This window comes from Streptomyces sp. NPDC050988 (genome assembly GCF_044456225.1).
Classification (GTDB): domain Bacteria; phylum Actinomycetota; class Actinomycetes; order Streptomycetales; family Streptomycetaceae; genus Streptomyces.
On the sequence record NZ_JBITFQ010000013.1, the window covers coordinates 94,305 to 113,617 of the forward strand.

General features: G+C 69.5%; 19 protein-coding genes. 10 read left to right on the forward strand and 9 right to left on the reverse strand.

Annotated features, from left to right (window positions below; translation table 11 throughout):
* Window positions 1-3: 3 nt before the first annotated feature.
* From ACIBEI_RS26740 to ACIBEI_RS26750, 3 genes are read left to right on the forward strand one after another with little or no spacing between them, the layout of a single operon-like run.
* Window positions 4-1,329 (forward strand): MFS transporter, encoded by a 1,326-nt coding sequence (locus ACIBEI_RS26740; protein WP_398892774.1) that lies wholly within the window; start codon window positions 4-6, stop codon window positions 1,327-1,329.
* Window positions 1,326-2,669, forward strand: a complete 1,344-nt coding sequence (locus tag ACIBEI_RS26745; protein ID WP_398892775.1) for an amidase — start codon at window positions 1,326-1,328, stop codon at window positions 2,667-2,669. The genes ACIBEI_RS26740 and ACIBEI_RS26745 overlap by 4 nt, the downstream gene beginning before the upstream one ends.
* The gene (locus tag ACIBEI_RS26750) at window positions 2,666-3,136 is read left to right on the forward strand and encodes a RidA family protein (protein WP_398892776.1); all 471 of its coding nucleotides are present in this window, start codon (window positions 2,666-2,668) and stop codon (window positions 3,134-3,136) included. Before ACIBEI_RS26745 ends, ACIBEI_RS26750 begins: the two co-directional genes overlap by 4 nt.
* Window positions 3,137-3,258: 122 nt before the next feature.
* Here the strand turns inward: ACIBEI_RS26750 and ACIBEI_RS26755 are convergent, their stop codons facing one another.
* Window positions 3,259-4,239: a GlxA family transcriptional regulator gene (locus tag ACIBEI_RS26755; RefSeq protein WP_398892777.1), complete on the reverse strand. Its 981-nt coding sequence runs from the start codon at window positions 4,237-4,239 to the stop codon at window positions 3,259-3,261.
* Window positions 4,240-4,310: 71 nt separating this feature from the next.
* Between ACIBEI_RS26755 and ACIBEI_RS26760 the strand changes: the two genes are divergently transcribed.
* Window positions 4,311-5,699 (forward strand): MFS transporter, encoded by a 1,389-nt coding sequence (locus ACIBEI_RS26760; RefSeq protein ID WP_398892778.1) that lies wholly within the window; start codon window positions 4,311-4,313, stop codon window positions 5,697-5,699.
* A gap of 40 nt (window positions 5,700-5,739) precedes the next feature.
* Here ACIBEI_RS26760 and ACIBEI_RS26765 read toward each other — a convergent pair whose 3' ends face one another.
* From ACIBEI_RS26765 to ACIBEI_RS26790, 6 genes are all read right to left on the reverse strand, one after another.
* Window positions 5,740-6,294, reverse strand: a complete 555-nt coding sequence (locus tag ACIBEI_RS26765; RefSeq protein WP_398892779.1) for a hypothetical protein — start codon at window positions 6,292-6,294, stop codon at window positions 5,740-5,742.
* 35 nt (window positions 6,295-6,329) lie between these two features.
* A complete protein-coding gene (locus tag ACIBEI_RS26770; protein WP_398892780.1) occupies window positions 6,330-6,776 on the reverse strand; it encodes a hypothetical protein in 447 nt (148 codons plus the stop codon).
* Window positions 6,777-6,959: 183 nt separating this feature from the next.
* Complete coding sequence (locus tag ACIBEI_RS26775; RefSeq protein WP_398892781.1) at window positions 6,960-7,583, reverse strand: flavin reductase family protein; 624 nt, start codon at window positions 7,581-7,583, stop codon at window positions 6,960-6,962.
* A gap of 61 nt (window positions 7,584-7,644) precedes the next feature.
* Complete coding sequence (locus ACIBEI_RS26780) at window positions 7,645-8,424, reverse strand: enoyl-CoA hydratase/isomerase family protein (RefSeq protein ID WP_398892782.1); 780 nt, start codon at window positions 8,422-8,424, stop codon at window positions 7,645-7,647.
* A gap of 523 nt (window positions 8,425-8,947) precedes the next feature.
* Window positions 8,948-11,173 (reverse strand): acetate--CoA ligase family protein, encoded by a 2,226-nt coding sequence (locus ACIBEI_RS26785; RefSeq protein WP_398892783.1) that lies wholly within the window; start codon window positions 11,171-11,173, stop codon window positions 8,948-8,950.
* Between the two features lie 459 nt (window positions 11,174-11,632).
* Window positions 11,633-12,838 carry a flavin-containing monooxygenase gene (locus ACIBEI_RS26790; protein WP_398892784.1) on the reverse strand — a complete coding sequence of 402 codons (1,206 nt, stop codon included), beginning with the start codon at window positions 12,836-12,838 and terminating at the stop codon, window positions 11,633-11,635.
* A gap of 209 nt (window positions 12,839-13,047) precedes the next feature.
* Here ACIBEI_RS26790 and ACIBEI_RS26795 point away from each other — a divergent pair, with 209 nt between their 5' ends.
* The 3 genes from ACIBEI_RS26795 to ACIBEI_RS26805 are packed head-to-tail and all read left to right on the forward strand — an operon-like array spanning window position 13,048 to window position 14,576.
* On the forward strand, window positions 13,048-13,497 hold the full coding sequence (locus ACIBEI_RS26795) for a DoxX family protein (RefSeq protein ID WP_398892785.1): 450 nt from the start codon (window positions 13,048-13,050) through the stop codon (window positions 13,495-13,497).
* The gene (locus ACIBEI_RS26800) at window positions 13,497-13,946 is read left to right on the forward strand and encodes a Zn-ribbon domain-containing OB-fold protein (RefSeq protein ID WP_398892786.1); all 450 of its coding nucleotides are present in this window, start codon (window positions 13,497-13,499) and stop codon (window positions 13,944-13,946) included. Before ACIBEI_RS26795 ends, ACIBEI_RS26800 begins: the two co-directional genes overlap by 1 nt.
* A gap of 27 nt (window positions 13,947-13,973) precedes the next feature.
* Window positions 13,974-14,576, forward strand: a complete 603-nt coding sequence (locus tag ACIBEI_RS26805) for a GNAT family N-acetyltransferase (protein WP_398892787.1) — start codon at window positions 13,974-13,976, stop codon at window positions 14,574-14,576.
* Between the two features lie 179 nt (window positions 14,577-14,755).
* Here the strand turns inward: ACIBEI_RS26805 and ACIBEI_RS26810 are convergent, their stop codons facing one another.
* Together ACIBEI_RS26810 and ACIBEI_RS26815 are read right to left on the reverse strand one after the other, a co-directional pair.
* Window positions 14,756-15,439 carry a pyridoxal 5'-phosphate synthase gene (locus ACIBEI_RS26810; RefSeq protein WP_398892788.1) on the reverse strand — a complete coding sequence of 228 codons (684 nt, stop codon included), beginning with the start codon at window positions 15,437-15,439 and terminating at the stop codon, window positions 14,756-14,758.
* 27 nt (window positions 15,440-15,466) lie between these two features.
* Window positions 15,467-15,892, reverse strand: a complete 426-nt coding sequence (locus tag ACIBEI_RS26815; RefSeq protein ID WP_361995525.1) for a pyridoxamine 5'-phosphate oxidase family protein — start codon at window positions 15,890-15,892, stop codon at window positions 15,467-15,469.
* A 247-nt stretch (window positions 15,893-16,139) separates the two neighbouring features.
* On the opposite strand from ACIBEI_RS26815, the gene ACIBEI_RS26820 reads away from it, so the two are divergent.
* The 3 genes from ACIBEI_RS26820 to ACIBEI_RS26830 all read left to right on the forward strand — a co-directional run bounded on the left by ACIBEI_RS26820 (window position 16,140) and on the right by ACIBEI_RS26830 (window position 18,960).
* Window positions 16,140-17,378 carry an RNA-guided endonuclease InsQ/TnpB family protein gene (locus ACIBEI_RS26820; RefSeq protein WP_398892789.1) on the forward strand — a complete coding sequence of 413 codons (1,239 nt, stop codon included), beginning with the start codon at window positions 16,140-16,142 and terminating at the stop codon, window positions 17,376-17,378.
* A 237-nt stretch (window positions 17,379-17,615) separates the two neighbouring features.
* Window positions 17,616-18,200, forward strand: a complete 585-nt coding sequence (locus tag ACIBEI_RS26825) for a hypothetical protein (protein ID WP_398892790.1) — start codon at window positions 17,616-17,618, stop codon at window positions 18,198-18,200.
* Between the two features lie 148 nt (window positions 18,201-18,348).
* Window positions 18,349-18,960: a dihydrofolate reductase family protein gene (locus tag ACIBEI_RS26830; protein WP_398892791.1), complete on the forward strand. Its 612-nt coding sequence runs from the start codon at window positions 18,349-18,351 to the stop codon at window positions 18,958-18,960.
* Window positions 18,961-19,313: the final 353 nt, after the last annotated feature.

Below are 19,313 nucleotides of genomic sequence, written 5' to 3' on the forward strand. Positions count from 1 at the left end.
GTGGTGATTCGGAACTATCGGTACCTGGTGATGGCCCTGATGGCCGTGATGGTGGTCATCAACTATGTCGACCGGGGCGCGATCGCGTACGCGTCCGGCCCCATCACCAGCGAGTTCGGCCTGGACAAGGCGGCGTGGGGTGCCGTGCTCGGCTACTTCGGCTACGGCTACATGGTCGGAGCCCTGCTGGGTGGGGCGCTGGCGGACGCCAAGGGTCCGAAATGGATGTGGATCGTCTCGGGGACCGCGTGGTCGGTGCTGGAGATCTGCATGATCTTCGCCGGTGACATCGGCATCGCGCTGTTCGGTGGGTCCGCCCTGGCTGGTTTCGCCATGTTCCGCGTGCTCTTCGGGTTCGCCGAAGGACCCGCGTTCGTCACGATCAACCGCTCGTTGGCGGTCTGGGCGGCACCGTCCGAGCGTGGTACCGCCATCGGCCTCGGCGTTCTTGGAACGCCGCTGGGTGCCCTGCTGACCGCGCCCATCGCCGTCGGTCTGCTGGCCATCACCAGCTGGCGTGTGATGTTCGTCGTGCTGGGTGTGCTGGGCCTTGTCTGGGTGGCGATATGGCTGCGGGTGTTCACCGACCGGCCGTCCGATCACCCGAAGGTCACAGGTGAGGAACGGGAACTTCTGGCAGCCGGCGCGGCGACGGTGTCCGGACAACCCAAGGGGAACCAGCTGGGTGCCGACACCTGGCGCACGTTCTTCGGCAGCCGCACGCTCGTCGCCAACACCGTGGGATTCTTCGCCTTCCTCTATGTCAACTTCCTGTTGCTGACCTGGACACCGAAGTACCTCCAGGACGAGTTCGGCTTCAGTCTGACCTCGCTCTGGTATCTCGGCATGGTGCCGTGGACAGGGGCGTGCGTCACGATCCTGCTGGGCGGCAGGATCTCCGACTGGTTGGCACGCCGGACGGGCAATCTGAAGATCGCCCGCTCCTGGCTGGCGGTGGTCAGTCTTGCGCTGACCGGTGCCGTCTTCTTGTGCATCCCGTTGGTTGACAGTCCAGGTGCCGTGCTGGCGCTTCTCGCTCTGGGCAACGCCTTCAACTTCCTGCCCGACACCGTGTACTGGGCCGTGGTCGTCGATGTCGCAGCGGCGCGGGCCGGCACCTTCAGTGGAATCATGCACTTCTTCGCCAACACCGCGACGATTCTGGCGCCGACGCTGACCGGGTTCCTGGTCGCCGACTACGGCTACGGCGCGATGTTCATCGGCGCCGGGGTCGCCTGCACGCTGGGCATGCTGGCCATGCTCTTCGTGGACCCGAGCGCGAAGGTGCGGTTCCCCTCGCCGGCGGCGGTCAAAGAGGTTCCGGCGTGAAGCCACCGAAGGAGCACGGCGTCACGGGCTCGCTGGAGTCCATCGCCCGCGGGGTGCGGCTCGGTGAACTCGATCCCGTCGAACTGGCGGAACGCGCGATCCACCGGGCCCAACAGGTCAGCGGCCTCGGCGCTGTGGTCCATATCGACGTCGACGGGGCCCGACAGGCCGCGCAGGCCGTCGCAGGCACCCGAACGGGACCCCTGGCAGGTGTTCCCCTGCTGGTCAAGGAAATCATCGAAGTGCGGGGGCTGCCACACCGCTGCGGTTCGCGAGTCTTCGCCGACAGGGTGGGGACATCCGATGCCGCGGTGGTGCGTCGGGCCAGGAACGCAGGCGCGGTCATCATCGGGCTGAGCCACAGCCACGAGTTCGCGTACGGCTGCACGGGCACATCGAACAGGATCGGGCCGTGCCGGAATCCGCACGACCCGTCCCGCATGGCCGGCGGCTCAAGTGCCGGATCGGCGGCCGCGGTGGCGGCCGGCGTGGTGCCACTGGCCCTCGGCTCCGACACGGCGGGCTCGGTACGTATCCCGGCGGCCCTGTGCGGTGTCGTCGGCGCGAAACCGGCCCGCGGAACACTGCCGCTGGACGGCGTCTTCCCCCTGTCTCCGAGCCTCGACCACGTTGGGGTGCTCACCGCGTCCGTGGCCGATGCCCGGCTCGCCACCGAAGTGCTCGGCGGTGTCGACCTCTCCACTTGGTCGTTGCCCGGGGCGCCGACGTTGGGAATCCCGGCCAACCCCGAGCCCCTGGACTGCTCCACGACCGTTGGCGACGCCTACAGCGCGAGCATCGATCGATTGGCCGCCGCGGGTGCCTCGATCGTCGAGATCCCGCTGCCGCGGTGGCCGGAGATGACCGCGACCGCGCTGGACCTGCAAGGCCCCGAGGCGAACAGGGTCCATGCCGGGAGAATGGCCGACCACGCCGAGGACTACCAGAGCGACGTCCTTGAGCGACTCCGTGCCGGAGCCGGGATTTCGGCCCGGCGCCATGAACGCGCCCGGCATCATGCCGCCGAACTGGCGGCCACCGTGGACCAGTTGCTACGGACCGTGGACGCCATCGTCCTGCCGACCGTACCCGTCGTCGCTCCTCCCCTCGAAGCGAAAGACGTCGGCGAGGCCGGACAACGACTACCGGTACGAGAGGTGCTGCTGCGCAATACACGGCCGGCGAACCTCACCGGGCACCCGGCTCTGAGCCTGCCCGTACCGGCGGCATCAAGGCTCCCTGTGGGCCTGCAACTCATCGCGGCCGAGAACGCACACGCCTTCGCGGTCGCCGAGTGGGTTGAACAAGTGATCAACGACGAAAGAGGTGCATCGACATGAGCGCCAGCCAGCGGCTGACCGACCTGGGCATCGTCCTTCCGCCCGTGGTACCGCCCACGGCGATATACGTGCCGGCGAAGAGGGCGGGGAACCTTCTCTTCACTTCCGGCCAGATGCCGTACGAAGACGGCGTGCTTCGCACCACGGGCAAGGTCGGAGCCGAGGTCGACGTGGAGCGCGCGCAGGAGTTGGCGCGCGCGTGCGCCATCAACGCTCTTGCCGTGATCGACAAGGAAGTCGGCATCGACTCCGTGGCAGAGGTGATCAAAGTCCTGGGATTCGTCTCGTCGGCTGATGGCTTCACCGACCAGCCGACCGTGGTCAACGGCGCCTCGGCCCTCTTCGTGGAGGTCTTCGGGGCCGCCGGCCATCACGCGCGCTCGGCGGTCGGTATGGCCGAGCTGCCCATGGGCGCACCGGTGGAGGTCGAAGTGATCGTCAGGATCGAAGACGCCCCCGAAATCTGAAAAACCGTTCCCATGGAGCGCTGAGCAGTGGCCCCGCCTTCGGCGGGCCACTGCCGCACCGCGAGGTCATACCCCATTTTGAGCGGGGGAGGGCAGGGGCGGCGGGGGCGAGGGAACTCCCGTCACCGGAACGTGCGGCGATATGCGGTCGGGGTGACGCCCAGGGCCGTTTGGAGGTGCTGGCGCATTGACTGGGCCGTGCCGAAGCCGGAGTCGTGGGCGACCTGGTCGACGGAGAAGTCGGTGGACTCCAGGAGGTGGCGGGCGCGTTCGACTCGTTGCTGGGTGAGCCACTGGCCGGCGCTGATGCCGGCCTCCTCGCGGAAGCGGCGGGTGAAGGTGCGTACCGACATGGACTCCTGCGCGGCCATGTCCCGCAGTTGGATCGGTTCGTGCAGACGCGCCAGCGCCCACGCACGGGCCGCGGTCGTGGACGCCAACTGCGGCTCGGGCACAGGGCGTTGGATGTACTGGGCCTGCCCGCCGTCCCGGTGTGGCGGTACGACCGTGCGGCGGGCCACCTCGTTGGCGACCGCCGTACCGTGATCCCGGCGCACGATGTGGATGCACAGGTCGATCCCGGCCGCGACCCCGGCGGACGTCAGCACGTCGCCGTCGTCGATGAACAGCACGTCCGCGTCCACCCGCACCTTCGGGAAGAGCCGCTGGAAGTGCTCGGCGGACGCCCAGTGCGTGGTCGCCGGGCGGCCGTCGAGATATCCGGCGGCGGCGAGCACGTACCCGCCCGTGCAGATGGAGACGAGCCGTGTGCCCGGCCGGATCAGCGCGAGGGCCGCGGCAAGCTCGTCCGTGAGTACGCCCTCGTCGTGGACCGGGCCGAGGTCGTACGAGGCCGGAATGACCACGGTGTCGGCGGTGGCGAGGGCCTCCGGGCCGTTCTCCACGAGGATGGAGAAGTCCGCCTCCGCCTCGACCCGGCCCGGCGGCCGGATCGAGCAGGTCACCACCTCGTACAGATGGCGGCCCTCGGCGTCCTTGGCGCGGCCGAAGATCCGCTGCGGGATGCCCAGCTCGAAGGGGAGGAGGCCGTCCAGGGCGAGGACGACCACGCGGTGGGGATGGAAGGGGGACTGCGTACCCATGGCCCGATTCTAGCTAATGCTGTCCTTCTGGCCACTCGTTCGGAGAGTCCGCAGGCCGGAAGCTCTATGACGTGACACAGACAACCGATGCCGCAGACGTGGACGCAGGCGTGGACGCGGTCGCGGACGGATCCGCGGCTGTCGAGGACTCCGGGGCCGTCGAGGAGCCCGGGGCCGTGGACGAATCCGGGACCGGGTGGCGTCGCCGGCGGCGGATACACCGGGCCTGGCTCGTCGCCGCCGTGACGTTCGTGACGATCATCGGGGCCGCGGCCTTCCGTTCGCTGCCGGGGCTGCTGATCGACCCGCTGCACCAGGAGTTCCACTGGTCGCGCGGCACGATCGGGCTCGCGGTCTCCGTCAACCTCGCGCTGTACGGGCTCACGGCGCCGTTCGCCGCCGCGCTGATGGACCGGTTCGGCATCCGCCGGGTCGTCGCGGTGGCCCTGATCGTGATCGCGGTCGGTTCCGGCGCGACGGTGTGGATGACGACCGCGTGGCAGCTGCTGCTGTGCTGGGGACTGCTGGTCGGGCTCGGCTCCGGCTCGATGGCCCTTGCCTTCGCCGCCACCGTCACCAACCGCTGGTTCACCGAGCGGCGCGGCCTGGTCACCGGCATCCTCACCGCCGCCTCCGCCTCCGGCCAGCTGATCTTCCTGCCGGTCCTGTCCTGGATCGTCTCGGAGCACGACTGGCGTCCGGCGGCCGTCACCGTCGCCCTGGCGGCCCTCGCGGTCGTCCCCTTCGTCTGGCTGCTGCTGCGCGACCACCCGGCGGACGTGGGCCTGAAGCCGTACGGGGCAACGGAGTTCGTCGAGAAGCCGCCACCCGTGCCCGGCGCGGCGCGGCGTACGGTGAAGGTCCTCTTCTCGGCCGCGCGCACCGGCCCCTTCTGGCTCCTCGCGGGCACGTTCGCGATCTGCGGAGCCTCGACCAACGGCCTGATCCAGACGCACTTCGTGCCCGCCTCCCACGACCACGGCATGCCGATCACGGCGGCCGCGTCGCTCCTCGCGGTCATCGGCGTCTTCGACGTCATCGGCACGATCGCCTCCGGCTGGTTCACGGACCGCTTCGACCCGCGCCGCCTGCTGGCCGTCTACTACGCCCTGCGCGGCATCTCCCTCCTCTTCCTCCCTCTCCTGCTGGCCCCCTCGGTCCACCCGCCGATGATCTTCTTCATCATCTTCTACGGCCTCGACTGGGTCGCCACGGTCCCGCCCACCATCGCCCTGTGCCGCGAGCACTACGGCGACGACAGCGCCATCGTCTTCGGCTGGGTCCTCGCCTCCCACCAGGTCGGCGCCGCCCTCGTCGCCTTCCTCGGCGGCGTGGCCCGCGACACCTTTGGCTCGTACGACGTCATGTGGTACGCCTCGGGCGCGCTGTGCGCCGCGGCGGCGCTGATGGCGCTGGTGATCCGGCGAAAGCGGACGGAGATCAGGCCGGCACTGGCCTGAGGCCCCGTGAATCACCGGCGCCATCGACGCCGCCCGGTCGCTAGTCGACGTCCTTCACCGAGGTCGGCCCCAACTGCTTGGCGCTGGCGTACTCCGGCATCGACATGGGCTTGTCGAACAGGAAGAACGACTGGTTCGTGCCGACCGTGAACTCCATGTACGAGTTCGTCGTGGCGTCGAAGCCGTAGTAGGCGTTGCAGGTGGATCCCGTCGTGTACGTGCCGTCCATGCCGGGCTGCGCGAGAACCGCGGAGCTGCCGTCGGAGTACTCCACCTTCTCCGTCGGAGTGAGCATCTTGCAGCGCGGCACCGGCAGGCCCTTCATGATGAAGTACCCGTACTCGCCCTTGGCGTTCTGGATGTAGACGTACGAGAGTTTGCCCCGCTTCCCCCACGTCTTGACCCACTGGTTGATCGCTTCACGGGTCGGCGAGTACTCCATGCGGCCCGCCGGCTGCTGGGCCACCAGGTGGTCGTAGCCCTTCTGCTTGGCCTCGTTCTCCTTGTCCTGGCTGGAGTCGGTGCAGGACGTCAGGGCGAGGCCCACGACGAGCGCGACGACGGGGGCCAGGGCCATGCGTACGAATTTCTTCATGCGGTGCTGCCCTCTTCCCTGGGACGAGACGGGGATCAGTTGGTGCACGTCGTGCGCTCGGCGCCGGCATCCAGCCGGTACGGCAGGTCCTTGTCACGGAAGGGCGCGCGATGCTCCTGCGCGGCCTTCGAGTTGTAGTCGTTGACCGACTCGATCCGCGTGGCCCTCAGCGCGGTGACCGACTGGTCGATCTGCGTCCTGCGGGTCTCCGAGGCGGCCTTCCGCTCATCCTGGAGCACCTGGATCGTGCCTTCGGCGTTCTGCACGGCCTCGCACAGATCGAAGAACTCCTCGTACGTGGTCTGCCGGAACTCGCCCGAGCCGACGGTGTTGTTGCGCTCGTCCGCCTCACCACGGAACGGGGCGGTGATCCACGCGGCGCCGCCGAAGGCGAACACCCCGATCACGTACAACACCGCCAGGCCGATGACCCCGGCGACGGACCAAGCCCCTATCCGTGCTCCCTCGCGTAACTCCCCCATGGCATCCCCCTCTACCTCCACAGGTGGATCCGCGGCGTGGAACCACCCTCCGTGAAGGAGGACCCGGCACCCGGAGAAACGGTTCCGCGATGCGAGCGCCAAGAAGAGGTTCTTCCCACACCCTCGCGAACGTCGCGTCATGCGCTGCCTTCATGGCGCCTGTTCCGGCGGCCATGGGCGGCGTCAGTCGGCCGCGAGTCCGCCGAACCGTCCGCGATGGAACAGCAGGGGCGCGCCGTCGCCGTCCGTCGTGCCCAGGGCGTCCACCCTCCCGACCACGATCAGGTGGTCGCCGCCCGTGTGGACGGCGTGGATCGTGCAGTCGATCCAGGCGGGTGCGCCGGCCAGGCGCGGGGACCCGGAGACCGGGGCCGGGTCGTAGGCGACCCCGGCGAACTTGTCGGCGCCGCTCACCGCGAAGCCGCGGCACAGGTCGCCCTGGTGGGCGCCCAGGACGTTCACGCAGAAGACGCCCGCGCGGGCGATGCGGGGCCAGGTCGTCGACGTACGCGCGACCATGAACGCGATCAGCGGCGGGTCGAGGGACAGCGCGGAGAAGGACTGACACGCGAAGCCGGCCGGTCCTGCCGACTCCTCCTCACCCGCCGGTGCGGTCACGACGGTCACGCCCGTGGCGAAGTTGCCCAGTACGCGGCGGAATTCGGCCGGGTCGATCGGTGCGCGTTCGTCGTCGCCGACCGCGCGCAGGTCCGGGCGTGGGAGCGGTTCGACCCGGCCCGCGGTGTCCGGGGCCCCGGCCGACCTGAGGTAGCGGACCGCCGCGGCGGCCATCCCTGCGTGTCCCATCACAATGCCCATTGAAGCTGACGGGGTGTCAGATTGGAAGGGGCGCTCACCACCGCGGGGCTCAGCGGCCGTGGAACTCCGGTCCCCGGCGCTCCATGAACGACGTCACTCCCTCCTGTGCGTCCGCCGTCGTCATGTTGATCTCCTGCGCGGTGGCCTCCGCGGTGAGGGCGGTCGAGCGGTCGGTGTCCAGGGACGCGTTCACCAGTTGCTTGGTGAGGGCGATCGAGCGGGTGGGGCCGGCGGCGAGACGTTCGGCCCAGGTGCGGGCCGTCTTCTCCAACTCGCCATCCGGTACGACTCTGTTGACGAGCCCGAGACGTTCCGCGTCCGCGGCCGTCAGGGCGTCGCCGAAGAACATCAGCTCCTTTGCGCGCTGGGGGCCTATCAGGCGGGGGAGCAGATAGGCGCCGGCGCCGTCCGGGACGAGGCCTCGGCGTACGAACACCTCGATGAACCTTGCCGATTCGGCGGCCAGGACCAGGTCGCAGGCGTAGGCGAGGTGGGCGCCTATGCCGGCCGCGGTGCCGTTCACCGCCGCGATCACCGGTTTCTCGCAGTCGAGGATCGCCGTGATCAGGCGTTGGGCTCCCTGGCGGATCACTCGGGCGACGTCTCCGGCGACTCGGTCCGTTCGTGGGCCGCCGCCTCGCAGGTCTGCGCCTGCGCAGAAGCCGCGGCCTGTTGCCGTGATGACGACTGCCCTTACGTCCGGGTCCGCGGAGGCCTCCTCGAACAGCCGGATCAGGTGATCTCGCTGGTCCGGGGTGAGGGCGTTCATGGCTTCCGGGCGGTTGAGGGTGATCCATGAGACGTGGTTGGTGGTGGTGTGGAGTATCAAGAGGTGATCCGATCCGGGTCGTTGGTGAGTGCGGGTCGTGTGTGGCTGGTCGCGCAGTTCCTCGCGCCCCTAAAAGATTGCGCAGTTCCCCGCGCCCCTTGAAGGCGTGGCCGGGGCCGGGTGCGTACGTGCGGGTGCGTCGTGGCCGATCGCGCAGTTCCCCGCGCCCCTAAAAGCCAAAAGCCAAAAGATTGCGCCGTTCCCCGCGCCCCTGGAGGGGCGCAGCCCCTCTGACAGGTGGCCCCACCCTCCGGCAGTCGCCCTCCGGCCGAAGGGGTCGTGTCGGGGTTTCCGATCGCAGCACGACCTCTGATGGGCACCCCATAGGTGCTGGATGACACAGCTGCGATCGGATGCCCCGTCGCGGCCCCGACCGGACGACAAACGGCAGGCGCGTCTTTTAGGGGCGCGGGGAACTGCGCGACCAGCCCCCACCGGCCCGCAGCCAGCGACATGACCGGCCACACCCAGCCCGCAGCCAGCGACACGGTCAGCCACGCACAGCCCGCAGCCAGCGACACCGTCAGCGGCACACCGCCAGCGCATCCAACGCCACCGCCCCCTGCCCCCGAGGCAGCACCATCAACGGATTGATGTCCAGCTCGGACAACTCCCCGTCCAGTTCGAGCGCCATCCGCTGCACCCGCAGCACGACCTCGACGAGCGCGTCGAGGTCCGCCGGAGGGCGCCCGCGGACGCCCTCCAGAAGCGCCCGCCCGCGGAGCTCAGAAAGCATCGACCGAGCCTGATCCTCCCCGAACGGCGGCACCCCCACCGCACTGTCCCGCAGCACCTCCACGAGCACCCCGCCCAGCCCCACCGTCACCGTCGGCCCGAACAGCTCGTCCTGCGTGACACCCACGACCATCTCGACCCCGGGCTCGACCATCTGGCACACCAGCACCCCGTCGAGCGGAACATCCTCGTACCGCGCGATGTCCGTCAGGTCGCGATACGCGTCGCGGACCTGACTCGCCGAGGTCAACCCGATCTTCACCAGACCGAGTTCGGTCTTGTGGGCGAGCCGCGCACCGGATGCCTTCATCACCACGGGATAGCCGACGAGCCCGGCCGCCCGCACGGACGCCGCAGCACTCGTCACCAACTGCTCCCGCGGCACGCGAATCCCGTACGCGCGCAGCAACTGCTTCGCCGCGTGCTCGCTCAACTGCTGCCCCGGCCGCATCAACGCCTGCGCCTTGCGGAACGAGGGAGACGACGTACGCGGCGCCTCGTCGAACGGCGAGCGGTAGAACGAGGAGAACCGGGCGTGCTCCAGATGGGCCCGCACCGCGGTGATGCAGTTCGAGAACGTACGGAAGGTGGCCACCCGGGACGACCCGAGAAGCGTCTCCCGGTACGCGGCCTCCGTGCCGACCGGCGACCCCCACACCACACACACCAGCTTGTCCGTCTGCTCCGCCGCGTCCACCAGGTCCTGAGCCAGCTTGTCGCTCATGGGAGGGAAGGGACCAGTAATGGGACAGATCAGCACCCCCACCGCCGGATCCGCGAGGATCGCGTCGATGATCTTCCGGCCACGCCAGTCGCCCACCGGATGCCCGCCGTTGTCGACGGGATTGGACACGTCGAGGTACTCGGGGATCCACTCGTGCAACTCGGCCTGCTTACCGGGCGACAACCTGGGGAGCGACAGCCCCGCCTCCGTCGCGAGGTCCGAGAAGTGCGCACCCGTACCCCCCGAGATCGAGTAGACGACAACACCGTCGGCGGACGGGCGGCGGGCACGCGCCAACAACGCGGCCGTGTCCTGGAGTTCGTCGAGACCGTCGACGCGGATCACCCCGTACTGCCGCATCGCCGCGTCCACCACCGCGTCGGCGCCGGTCAGTTTGCCGGTGTGCGAGGCGGCCGTACGGGCGCCGGTCTCGGTGCGGCCGACCTTCACCGCCACCACCGGCACCCCACGCCGCGCCGCCCGGTCGGCGGCGAGCAGGAAGGACCGCCCGTCCTTCAGCCCCTCGACGTAGCAGGCGATGGCACCGACCTCGGGCTGCTCGGCGAAGTAGGAGATGAAGTCGGCGCTCTCCAGGTCGGCCTCGTTGCCGGTGGGGGCCCAGTGCGAGAGCCGTACGCCCAGCTCCTGCATCGTGAAGACGGGACGCCCCTGATGGCCGGACTGGGTGATCAGGGCGATCGCCGGTCCGTCCAGGTCGTCGCGGAACCTCTCGAAGGCGTTCAGGTTGGTGTTCGGCCCGAGCAGCCGCAGCCCGGAGCGTGCCACGGCGGCGGCCAGCCTGGCCTGTGCGGCGGCTCCCTCCGCGCCGGTCTCGGCGAACCCGGAGGCGAACGCGACCGCGAACTTCACCTTGGTCTCGGCGAGTTCCTCGATCACGGGAAGCGGATCGGAGACCAGCAGGACGGCCAGGTCGACGTCTTCGGGCAGATCCCCGACAGCGGCGACGCACGGTATGCCGAAGACCGACTGACGGGTCGGATGCACCGGGTGCAGCCGCGCGCCGACCCGCTCGGACCAGGCGAGCAGTTGCTTGGTGATGCCGGTGTTCGGCCGTCCCTCGGCGTCCGAGGCGCCGACGACGGCCACGCGTTCGGGGCGGAAGAAGCGGTCCAGGTCGGGTACGCCGGCGTACAGCGGCCGGCCGCTGACGTCGAGGTCGTCGGTGGCGGCGGGCCTGCCGTGCACGGCAGGGGCCGGTTGCTCGCCGCAGGCGATGACTCGGGCCCGGCGGGAGTCGGTGGTGAGGGTGCCGTGGGTTGATCCAAGCATCGGTCCGCCCGCTCCTGTGTGGCTGCCAATAACTGACGCAGTGTCAGATTACTGAACTGACGTCGCGTCAGGAACGGGTCTGCACGCAAAGAACTTGTGGCGAGCACAGGGTTTGTACCCGGCGGGGCCTGCCCGGGAACGCGCCCGGTCCGGCGTATCGGGCCGGTGCGTCCGTGTTCAAGCTGCGCGTGGACACGGTGGTGGTCGGGGCGAGTGGGGCGGGTGTTTGGCTGCGGGTGGGTGGGGGCTGGTCGCGCAGTTCCCCGCGCCCCTTAAAAGCCGACAGATTGCGCCGTTCCCCGCGCCCCTTGAAGGTGTGCCCGAGGTGGGTGCGTTGGTGCGGGTCCTCGTGGGCTGAGCGCGCAGTTCCCCGCGCCCCTGAAAGGACGCGCCCTGAAAGCCGCGGCTCCTGAAAGGTCGCCGCCCCCTGAAAGGGTGCGTGCCTTGTCGGAGTGGGGGTCAGTGTGGGAGGTGGGACGGGAGTCTTTGGTCTCTGTCGCGGGCTATTGATTTTGCGATCTTTTCGGCGTCCAGGGAGAGTTCGCGGAGCATGCCGCTGATGGGGTTGGTGAAGCCGGTGAAGTAGAGGCCGGGGGCGTTCTTGGGGCTGCGCGGGCCGTGGACGACCGGGCGGCCCCGGGCGTCCAGGACGTCGAGGTGGCCGACCACGCCTTCCAGGGAACGTCGGTAGCCGGTCGCGGCGATCACGGCGTCCGGGCCGATGCGGTCGCCGTCGGCGAGGACGACCTTGCCGTCCTCGAAGGCGTCGACCGCGGGCACGACCTCGACGCGGCCCTTGCGGACGGCGTCGATCAGGCCGACGTCCTGCACGGGGATGGCCCCCTCGTTCACACGGGAGTACAGCCCGGTGTCGGGCCGCGGCAGCCCCTGCGCCGACAGGTCGGGCACGCTGACCTTGGCCAGCGGCCCGGCCATCCGGTCCACCAGGCCGACCGGCAGCCGTCGGCAGAGGATCCCGGTGAACTGGGCCGCCCACCCGGCCGTGGACCGGCGCACGATGTGCGGCGCGGTCCGCACCGACAGCCGTACGCGCGAGGCGCCGCCCTCGACGAGGTCGACGGCGATCTCGGCACCGGTGTTGCCGACCCCGACGACGAGAATGTCGCGTCCGGCGTAGGGGCCGGGGTTGCGGTACTCGCTCGCGTGCAGGAGTTCGCCCTTGAAGGCGTCCCGCCCGGGCCAGTCCGGCACGTGCGGGGTGTGGTTGTAGCCGGTGGCGACGACGACCGCGCTGCCGGTCAGCTCGCGCCCGCCGGTGGCGTGCAGCAGCCAGCCGCTGCCGTCGGCGGAGGGCTCCACGCGCGAGACCTCGACACCCGTGACGATCTCCAGCTCGTGGTACTCGGCGTACTTCTCCAGGTACCGCACCACGTTGTCGCGCGACACCCACCGCCCGAACGAGCGCGGCATCGGCAGGCCCGGCAGCCCGGACAGCCGCCGCGTGGTGTGCAGATGGAGCCGGTCGTAGTGCCGCCGCCAGGACGCCCCGACGCGCTCGGACTTTTCGAGCACGACGGCGCGTACGCCCTGCGCGCGCAGCGCGTGTGCTGCCGCGAGACCGCCCGGGCCGCCGCCGATGACGTACACGGGGCGGTCGGCGGGGGGCTGTGCCGCGGAGCCCGCGGGCGCTGTGGAGTCGGCCATGTGCCAGAGCGTATTCATGTGGTCACTTGATGGGTCTCGGTCAAGCCCGGAATTGGTTGCGGATTGATCACGGCTGTAGGAGGAGTGCGTGGGGCTCGTGGCGTAGGGCGTCTGGTTGTGAGGGCTTGGTGAGGCGCGGCTCTTGCGCGTACGCCGTCCGTACGCTGAACTGACGTACCGTCAGATCCCGTTCGGCGGCAGGGGAGTTCATGGACACGATCTGGCTCACCGGGGCGGAATGGGTTGCCGTGCTCCGTATCGGCCTCGGGCTGTGGTGGCTGGAGAGCTGGCGGCACAAGGACAAAAAGGGCTGGTTCGAGCGCGGGACCGGGATCGCGTGGGCGTCGGACGTCGCGGCCAAGCACCGGTGGAACGCGGTGCGCAGCGGCTTCGACGTGGTGGTCGCGCCACGGCCGCGCACGATGGCGTACGTCGTCGTGTACGCGGAACTCGCCCTCGGGCTCGGCCTGGTCGTCGGCTTCCTGACCCCGATCGCCCTGGTCGGCGGGCTGCTCCTCAACCTCCTCTACCTCGTGCTGATGATCCACGACTGGGCCGAGCAGGGGCAGAACGCGATGATGGCGCTGATCTCTCTGGTGGCCCTCTTCGCGATGTCATGGCAGACGTGGTCGCTGGACAGCGCTCTGGGCTTCTTCTGATGGCCGGGGTGCGGTTCGATCTGCCTGACATCGACGCCTTTACGCGGCCGTACTGGGACGCCGCCGCCGAGGGGCAGCTGCTGCTGCGCCGGTGCCGCGCGTGCGGGCGCGCCCACCACTACCCCCGCGAGTTCTGCCCGCGCTGCTGGAGCGAGGACGTCACCTGGGAACGGGCCAGCGGTCGCGCCACGCTCTACACCTGGTCCGTCGTCCACCGCAACGACCTGCCGCCCTTCGGCTCCCGCACGCCGTACGTCGCCGCCGTCGTCGATCTCGCGGAGGGGCCGCGGATGATGACCGAGGTGGTGGGGTGCGGGGAGGAGTCACTGCGGATGGGGATGGCGCTGGAGGTTGCCTTCCGTGCGGAGGGGGTGGAGAAGGCGGGAGGGGAGGAGACGGAGGGGACGGTCACGGTCGCCGTTCCTGTGTTCCGGCCGGCTTCCGCCTAGTACGGGCGGCCGTTGTTGAATGGAACGATGACCGACTTGTACGAGTCCCACGCCGCCCGTCCCTTTCCCGAACTCCACGGTCACGGTCTGCGGCTTCGGCCGTGGGACGCGGAGGCCGACTCCGATGTCGAGGCGTGGCTGCGGGGGTGTTCCGACCCCGAGTTCAAGCGGTGGAACACCCCGCTCAGGGCGATCGAGGACATGGATGGTGCGCGGGAGTCGCTGCGGGCGCGGGCCAAGGCGGCCGCGGAAGGTGTCGGGGCCTCCTACCGCGTCACCGACGCGGAGAGTGGCGTGACGCTCGGGCACATCGGGGTCAACGACATCGACCACGTCATACGCGTCGCACGGGTCGGCTATTGGGTGCTGCCGGAGGCGCGGGGGCGGCAGGTCGCGACGCGGTCGCTGGCGCTGGCCGGGCGGTGGGCGTTCGAGGGGCTCGGGGTGCATCGGCTGGAGTTGGGGCACGCCCTTGGGCACGACGCGTCTTGTCGCGTTGCTGAGCGGTGTGGGTTTCTGTATGAGGGGACTCTGCGGGGGGCGATGTTCGAGGCGGGGCGGCAGGATGCGTTTCGGGATGTGCATCTGCATGCGCGGCTCGCGACGGATGGGGAGCCTGTTGATGTGTGACGCCTCGGGCAGGGGGCTTCGGTTGTGTGCGCGGCTGCGGGCCCGTTGTGGTTGCTCGCGCAGTTCCCCGCGCCCCTAAAGACAAAAAGCCAGGGGCGCAGCCCCGCTATTTAGGGGCGCGGGGAACTGCGCGACCAGCCCCCACCGGGCCCGCAGGCGAAGGACACCCGTCGTCGCGGCTACGGCCACAACAGGTCCCTGCGCCAAGTGGACTCGGCGCGTCGGTACGCGAGGCGTACATGGCGTCGGTGGGGGTCACCCTGGAAGAACTCGACCTCGTCGGGGGCGAGGACGTACACCGTCCATGAGGGGGCGGGGGCGTCCGGCTCCTGCTGGGCGCGCCGCCAGGCGGCCTCAGAGGCGCGTTCCAACTCCTCGTAGGAGTCGAGGACTTCGCTCTGCCGGCCCACCAGCGCGGAGGCGAGGGCTCCGGTCGAGCGGGCGTGCAGGTCGGCGTGGGCGACCTCGGGCGGGGCGACGGTCACCCGGCCGCGCACCCGGATCTGCCGGCCCTGCACGGGCCAGTAGAAGCCGAGTGCCGCGTACGGCCTGGCCGCCAGCTGCCGTCCCTTGCGGCTGCCCGCGTGCGAGGCGAAGTGCCAGCCCTCCTCGTCGGCGCCGTGCAGCATCACGATCCGTACGTCGGGCCGTCCCTCCTCGTCCGCCGTGGCCAGGGACATGGCGTGCGGCTCGGTCTGCCCTGCCCCCACCGCCTCCGCGAACCACTGCTCGAACAGCGGCAGCGGTTCCGCCGGGGCGGTGTCCGGGGTGAAGCGGGGCAGCTCGGTGTCCCAGACCCGCTGGGCCCTCAGCAGCCGTACGAACTCGGAGGGGGGCGGGGAGGAGGCAGACTCGGTGCTCATGGGGCGATTGTCGCGCGGGCCTCCGGCTCAGACCGCGCCGAGGTCCGACGAGAGCCAGCGTTCGGGGCGCATCCGGACGAGCACCTGGGTGCCGTGTTCCTTCCAGGAGAAGTCGACGTATCCGTCGACCTTGTCGGCCGGGAGATAGCGGGCCGAGATCTCGTGGAGCTGCTCGCGGGTGGCGGGGGTCGTGTCGAGGACCGGGCCCTCGACGGACACGTACCGGATGGTGGGTTCGACCCGGTCGACCATGAGGGAGAACCGGCCCGCCGCGCCGAGCAGTTGGTTCTTGCGGGAGTCCGCCTGGATCAGGATCCATACGGTGCCGTCGGGCTCGTACTGGTACCAGATCGGCACCGTGAGCGGGGCGCGGCCCGCCCCGGCGTCGACCGCGAACGCGGCGATGTGCGGCTCTTTCAGGAACGTCTCTCGCTCTTCACGGGTCAGGGCCATGCGGGGTCCTCCAGCCGGTTCAGTGTGCTTCTTGCGAGGAACCCCAGGCGCTTACGCCTGGGAGGAATCGCATTGTGTGGTGGCGACGCGGAGCGTCGCAGTGCCCGGGAGTTCGGGCGCGGAGCGCCCGCAGGACTGTCCGGTGGAGCCGGGCGATGTCGAACGTATGGCCGGTATGTCGCTGAATGGTGGGGCGGGTGTGCGGAAGTCGTCTGTTTGTACGGACGGCTGTGTAGGTTCGGGTTTCATGAAACTGGTTGTGCAGGTCAAGCTGTTGCCGACGCCCGTACAGGCGGCGGCGCTTGAGGCGACCCTGCACGCCTGCAATGAGGCGGCGTCCTGGGTGTCCGATGTGGCCTTCGCCAAGGATGTGAAGCGGAACTTCGCGCTGCGCCAGCACACCTACTGCGAGATCAAGCAGCGGTGGGGGCTGGGTGCGCAGGCTGCCCAACACGTCATCAAGAAAACGTGTGACGCCTACCGCACACTGGCGGCGAATGCGAAGGCCGGGAACCTCGGCAAGCGGTGGTCCAAGCGGTACCGGCGGGCCACGGAGAAGCCGATCGCGTTCCGGTCCGAGGGTGCGCAGCCTTTTGACGACCGGATGCTGTCCTGGCAGATCCCGGACCGCACCATCTCCATCTGGACGTTGTCGGGGCGGGTGAAGGGCGTGGCGTTCACTGCCTCCCCCGAGCAGTTGGCCCGTCTGGCCCTGTACCGCGGGGGCGAGTCCGACCTGCTGTACCGGGACGGTATGTGGTTCCTGAACGCGACCTGTGAGATCCCCGAAGCCGAACCGAACGCGGATCCGGACGGCTTCCTCGGTATCGACCTGGGGATCGTGAACATCGCGACCACCTCGGACGGTCAGATCATGGCCGGACGCGAACTCAACCGGGGACGGCTGCGCGAGCGCACCCTGCGCACCAAACTGCAGAAGAAGAACAGCCCGTCCGCCAAGCGCCGGCTGAAGAAGCGGCGGCGCAAGGAGTCGCGGCGGGCGAAGGACATCAATCACAAGATCGCGAAGCATGTGGTGGCCGAGGCAGAACGCACCGGTCGCGGAATCGCTCTCGAAGAGCTGACGGGCATCCGCGAGCGGGTACGGCTTCGCAAGCCCCAACGGGCCACCCACTCCAGCTGGAGCTTTGCCCAGTTGGGGGCGTTCATCGCGTACAAGGCCAAGAAGGCCGGGGTGCCGGTGGTGTACGTCGATCCGGCGTACACCTCCCGCACCTGCGCCGAGTGCGGCCACATCGACAGAGCGAACCGGGTCTCCCAGGCGTGGTTCGCGTGCCGGTCCTGCGGATTCGTTGATCACGCAGATCGGAACGGCTCCCGCAACATCCGCGCTCGCGCGGAAGAGTTGTGGCGACGCGGGGCGCAGTCAACCGCCCCAGACTCACCCCCACACCTGGGGGGCGGGATCGGACGCAAGCGCAGCACCACAGCCAGTGGCGCCCGCTCTGCAAGCCCGTCGCTCTAGCGACGGGTCGTTGACCGTGTTCTGTCCAGTTACGTATTCCAGTTCCGCGGGCCGGAAACGTGGTGCCGCGCGGAAGGCGTTCATGGCCGCTCGGCGGGCGTACCCCCCTTCCATGGTGGAGCCAGCACCACCATGGGTTCGGGTGTGGGCCGTCTCGTTGGGACGGGCGGGCGACGGCATGGTTGAACTCAGTCGATCGCAGGGGTTCACGGCCCCGCCGCCCGGAAGGAAAACCCCATGAAGTCGCAGCTCGCGCAGCAGCCGGTGACGGTGGGCGGGGTCGCTCCCGGGCCCTTCGCCTCCTTCGTCCGGTTCGTGGTGTGCGGCGGCGGGATCGGGGTCCTCTCCAGCGGTGCGGTGGCGCTGCTGGCCGGTGCGATGCCCTGGGCGGTGGCGAACGCGGTCATCACCGTCGCCTCGACCGTCCTCTGCACCGAGCTGCACGCGCTCTTCACCTTCGGGACCGGTAAGCGGGCCGGCCGGCGCCAGCACTGGCAGTCCGCCGGGTCGGCCACGGCGGCCTACGCGGTGACCTCCCTCGCGATGCTGATCCTGCACCTCGTGCAGTCGTCGCCCGGGACGCTCACCGAGCAGGTCGTCTACCTCAGCGCCTCCGGGCTCGCCGGGACAGGCCGCTTCCTGGTGCTGCGGCTGTTCGTCTTCGCGGGTGGCAGGGGCGGGGGCCAGGACCTGGGCCGGGGCCGGGGCCGGGGCCGGGTCTTCGTCCGCGAGGCCGCCGCCGCCCGGCGCCGGGTGGTCTCCGTGCCGACACGACTGCCGAACCGTGTCCTCACTCCCGCGGCGCTTGCGGTCGGATCATGAGCCTCGGGTCATGAGCCTCGGAGTATGAGTCTCGGGTCGCGAGTCGAGGGTTTCGCCGATTAGTTTCTCCCGTCCTCGCCGTCTACCCGACGACACAGAGACGACGCAGAGTTGACCGACCAGCTCTGCCGGAACCTGGAGGAACCTCATGAGGAAGATCACCGCCGGACTGTTCATCTCGCTCGACGGTGTCGTCGAGGCGCCCGACCAGTGGCACTTCCCGTACTTCAACGACGAGATGGGCGCGGCCGTCGGTGCGACCTTCGGTACGGCCGACACCATGCTGTTCGGCCGCACGACCTACGACAGCTTTGCCGGGGCGTGGCCCGAGAGGGAGGCCGCCGGCGGTGAGGACGCCGGGTTCGCCAAGCAGCTCGGTGATGTGCGGAAGATCGTCGCCTCCAGGCAGAAGCTCGCGTTCAGCTGGCGGAACTCCGAGCAGTTGGAGGGGGACCTTGTGGAGACCGTCACCGCGCTGAAGAACGAGGAGGGCGGGGACATCGCCCTCAGTGGTTCCGTCTCCGTCGTACGGCAGTTGCTGGCCGCGGGGCTGTTGGACGAGCTGCATCTGCTGGTGCATCCGATTGCCGTGCGGAAGGGGATGCGGTTGTTCGAGGAGAGCGACTCCTCGATTCCGCTGAGGTTGATTTCCTCGCAGACGTTTCAGACGGGGGTTTTGAGCCTGGTCTATGGGCCGGAGGGTGTGGCTGGTGCCGGCACGTATGGGGAGGCCAAAGGCCATCTTTCGCAGGGGGAGTAGGGCTGGGGGGTTGTCGGGTGCGGGTGGGTGGGGGCTGGTCGCGCAGTTCCCCGCGCCCCTAAAGACCACAAGATTGCGCAGTTCCCCGCGCCCCTGGGTGGGTGGGGGTTGGCGTGATGTGTTGGGTGCGGGTTGGTTTGGGCTGAGCGCGCAGTTCCCCGCGCCCCTAAAAGCCACAAGATTGCGCAGTTCCCCGCGCCCCCAAAAAAAGCCACGAGATTGCGCCGTTCCCCGCGCCCCCAAAAAAGCCAAAAGACTGCGCCGTTCCCCGCGCCCCCAAGAAAACCGAAAGACTGCGCCGTTCCCCGCGCCCCTAGAGACGGGGCGGTAGCCCCTGCTTTTAAGGGGCGCGG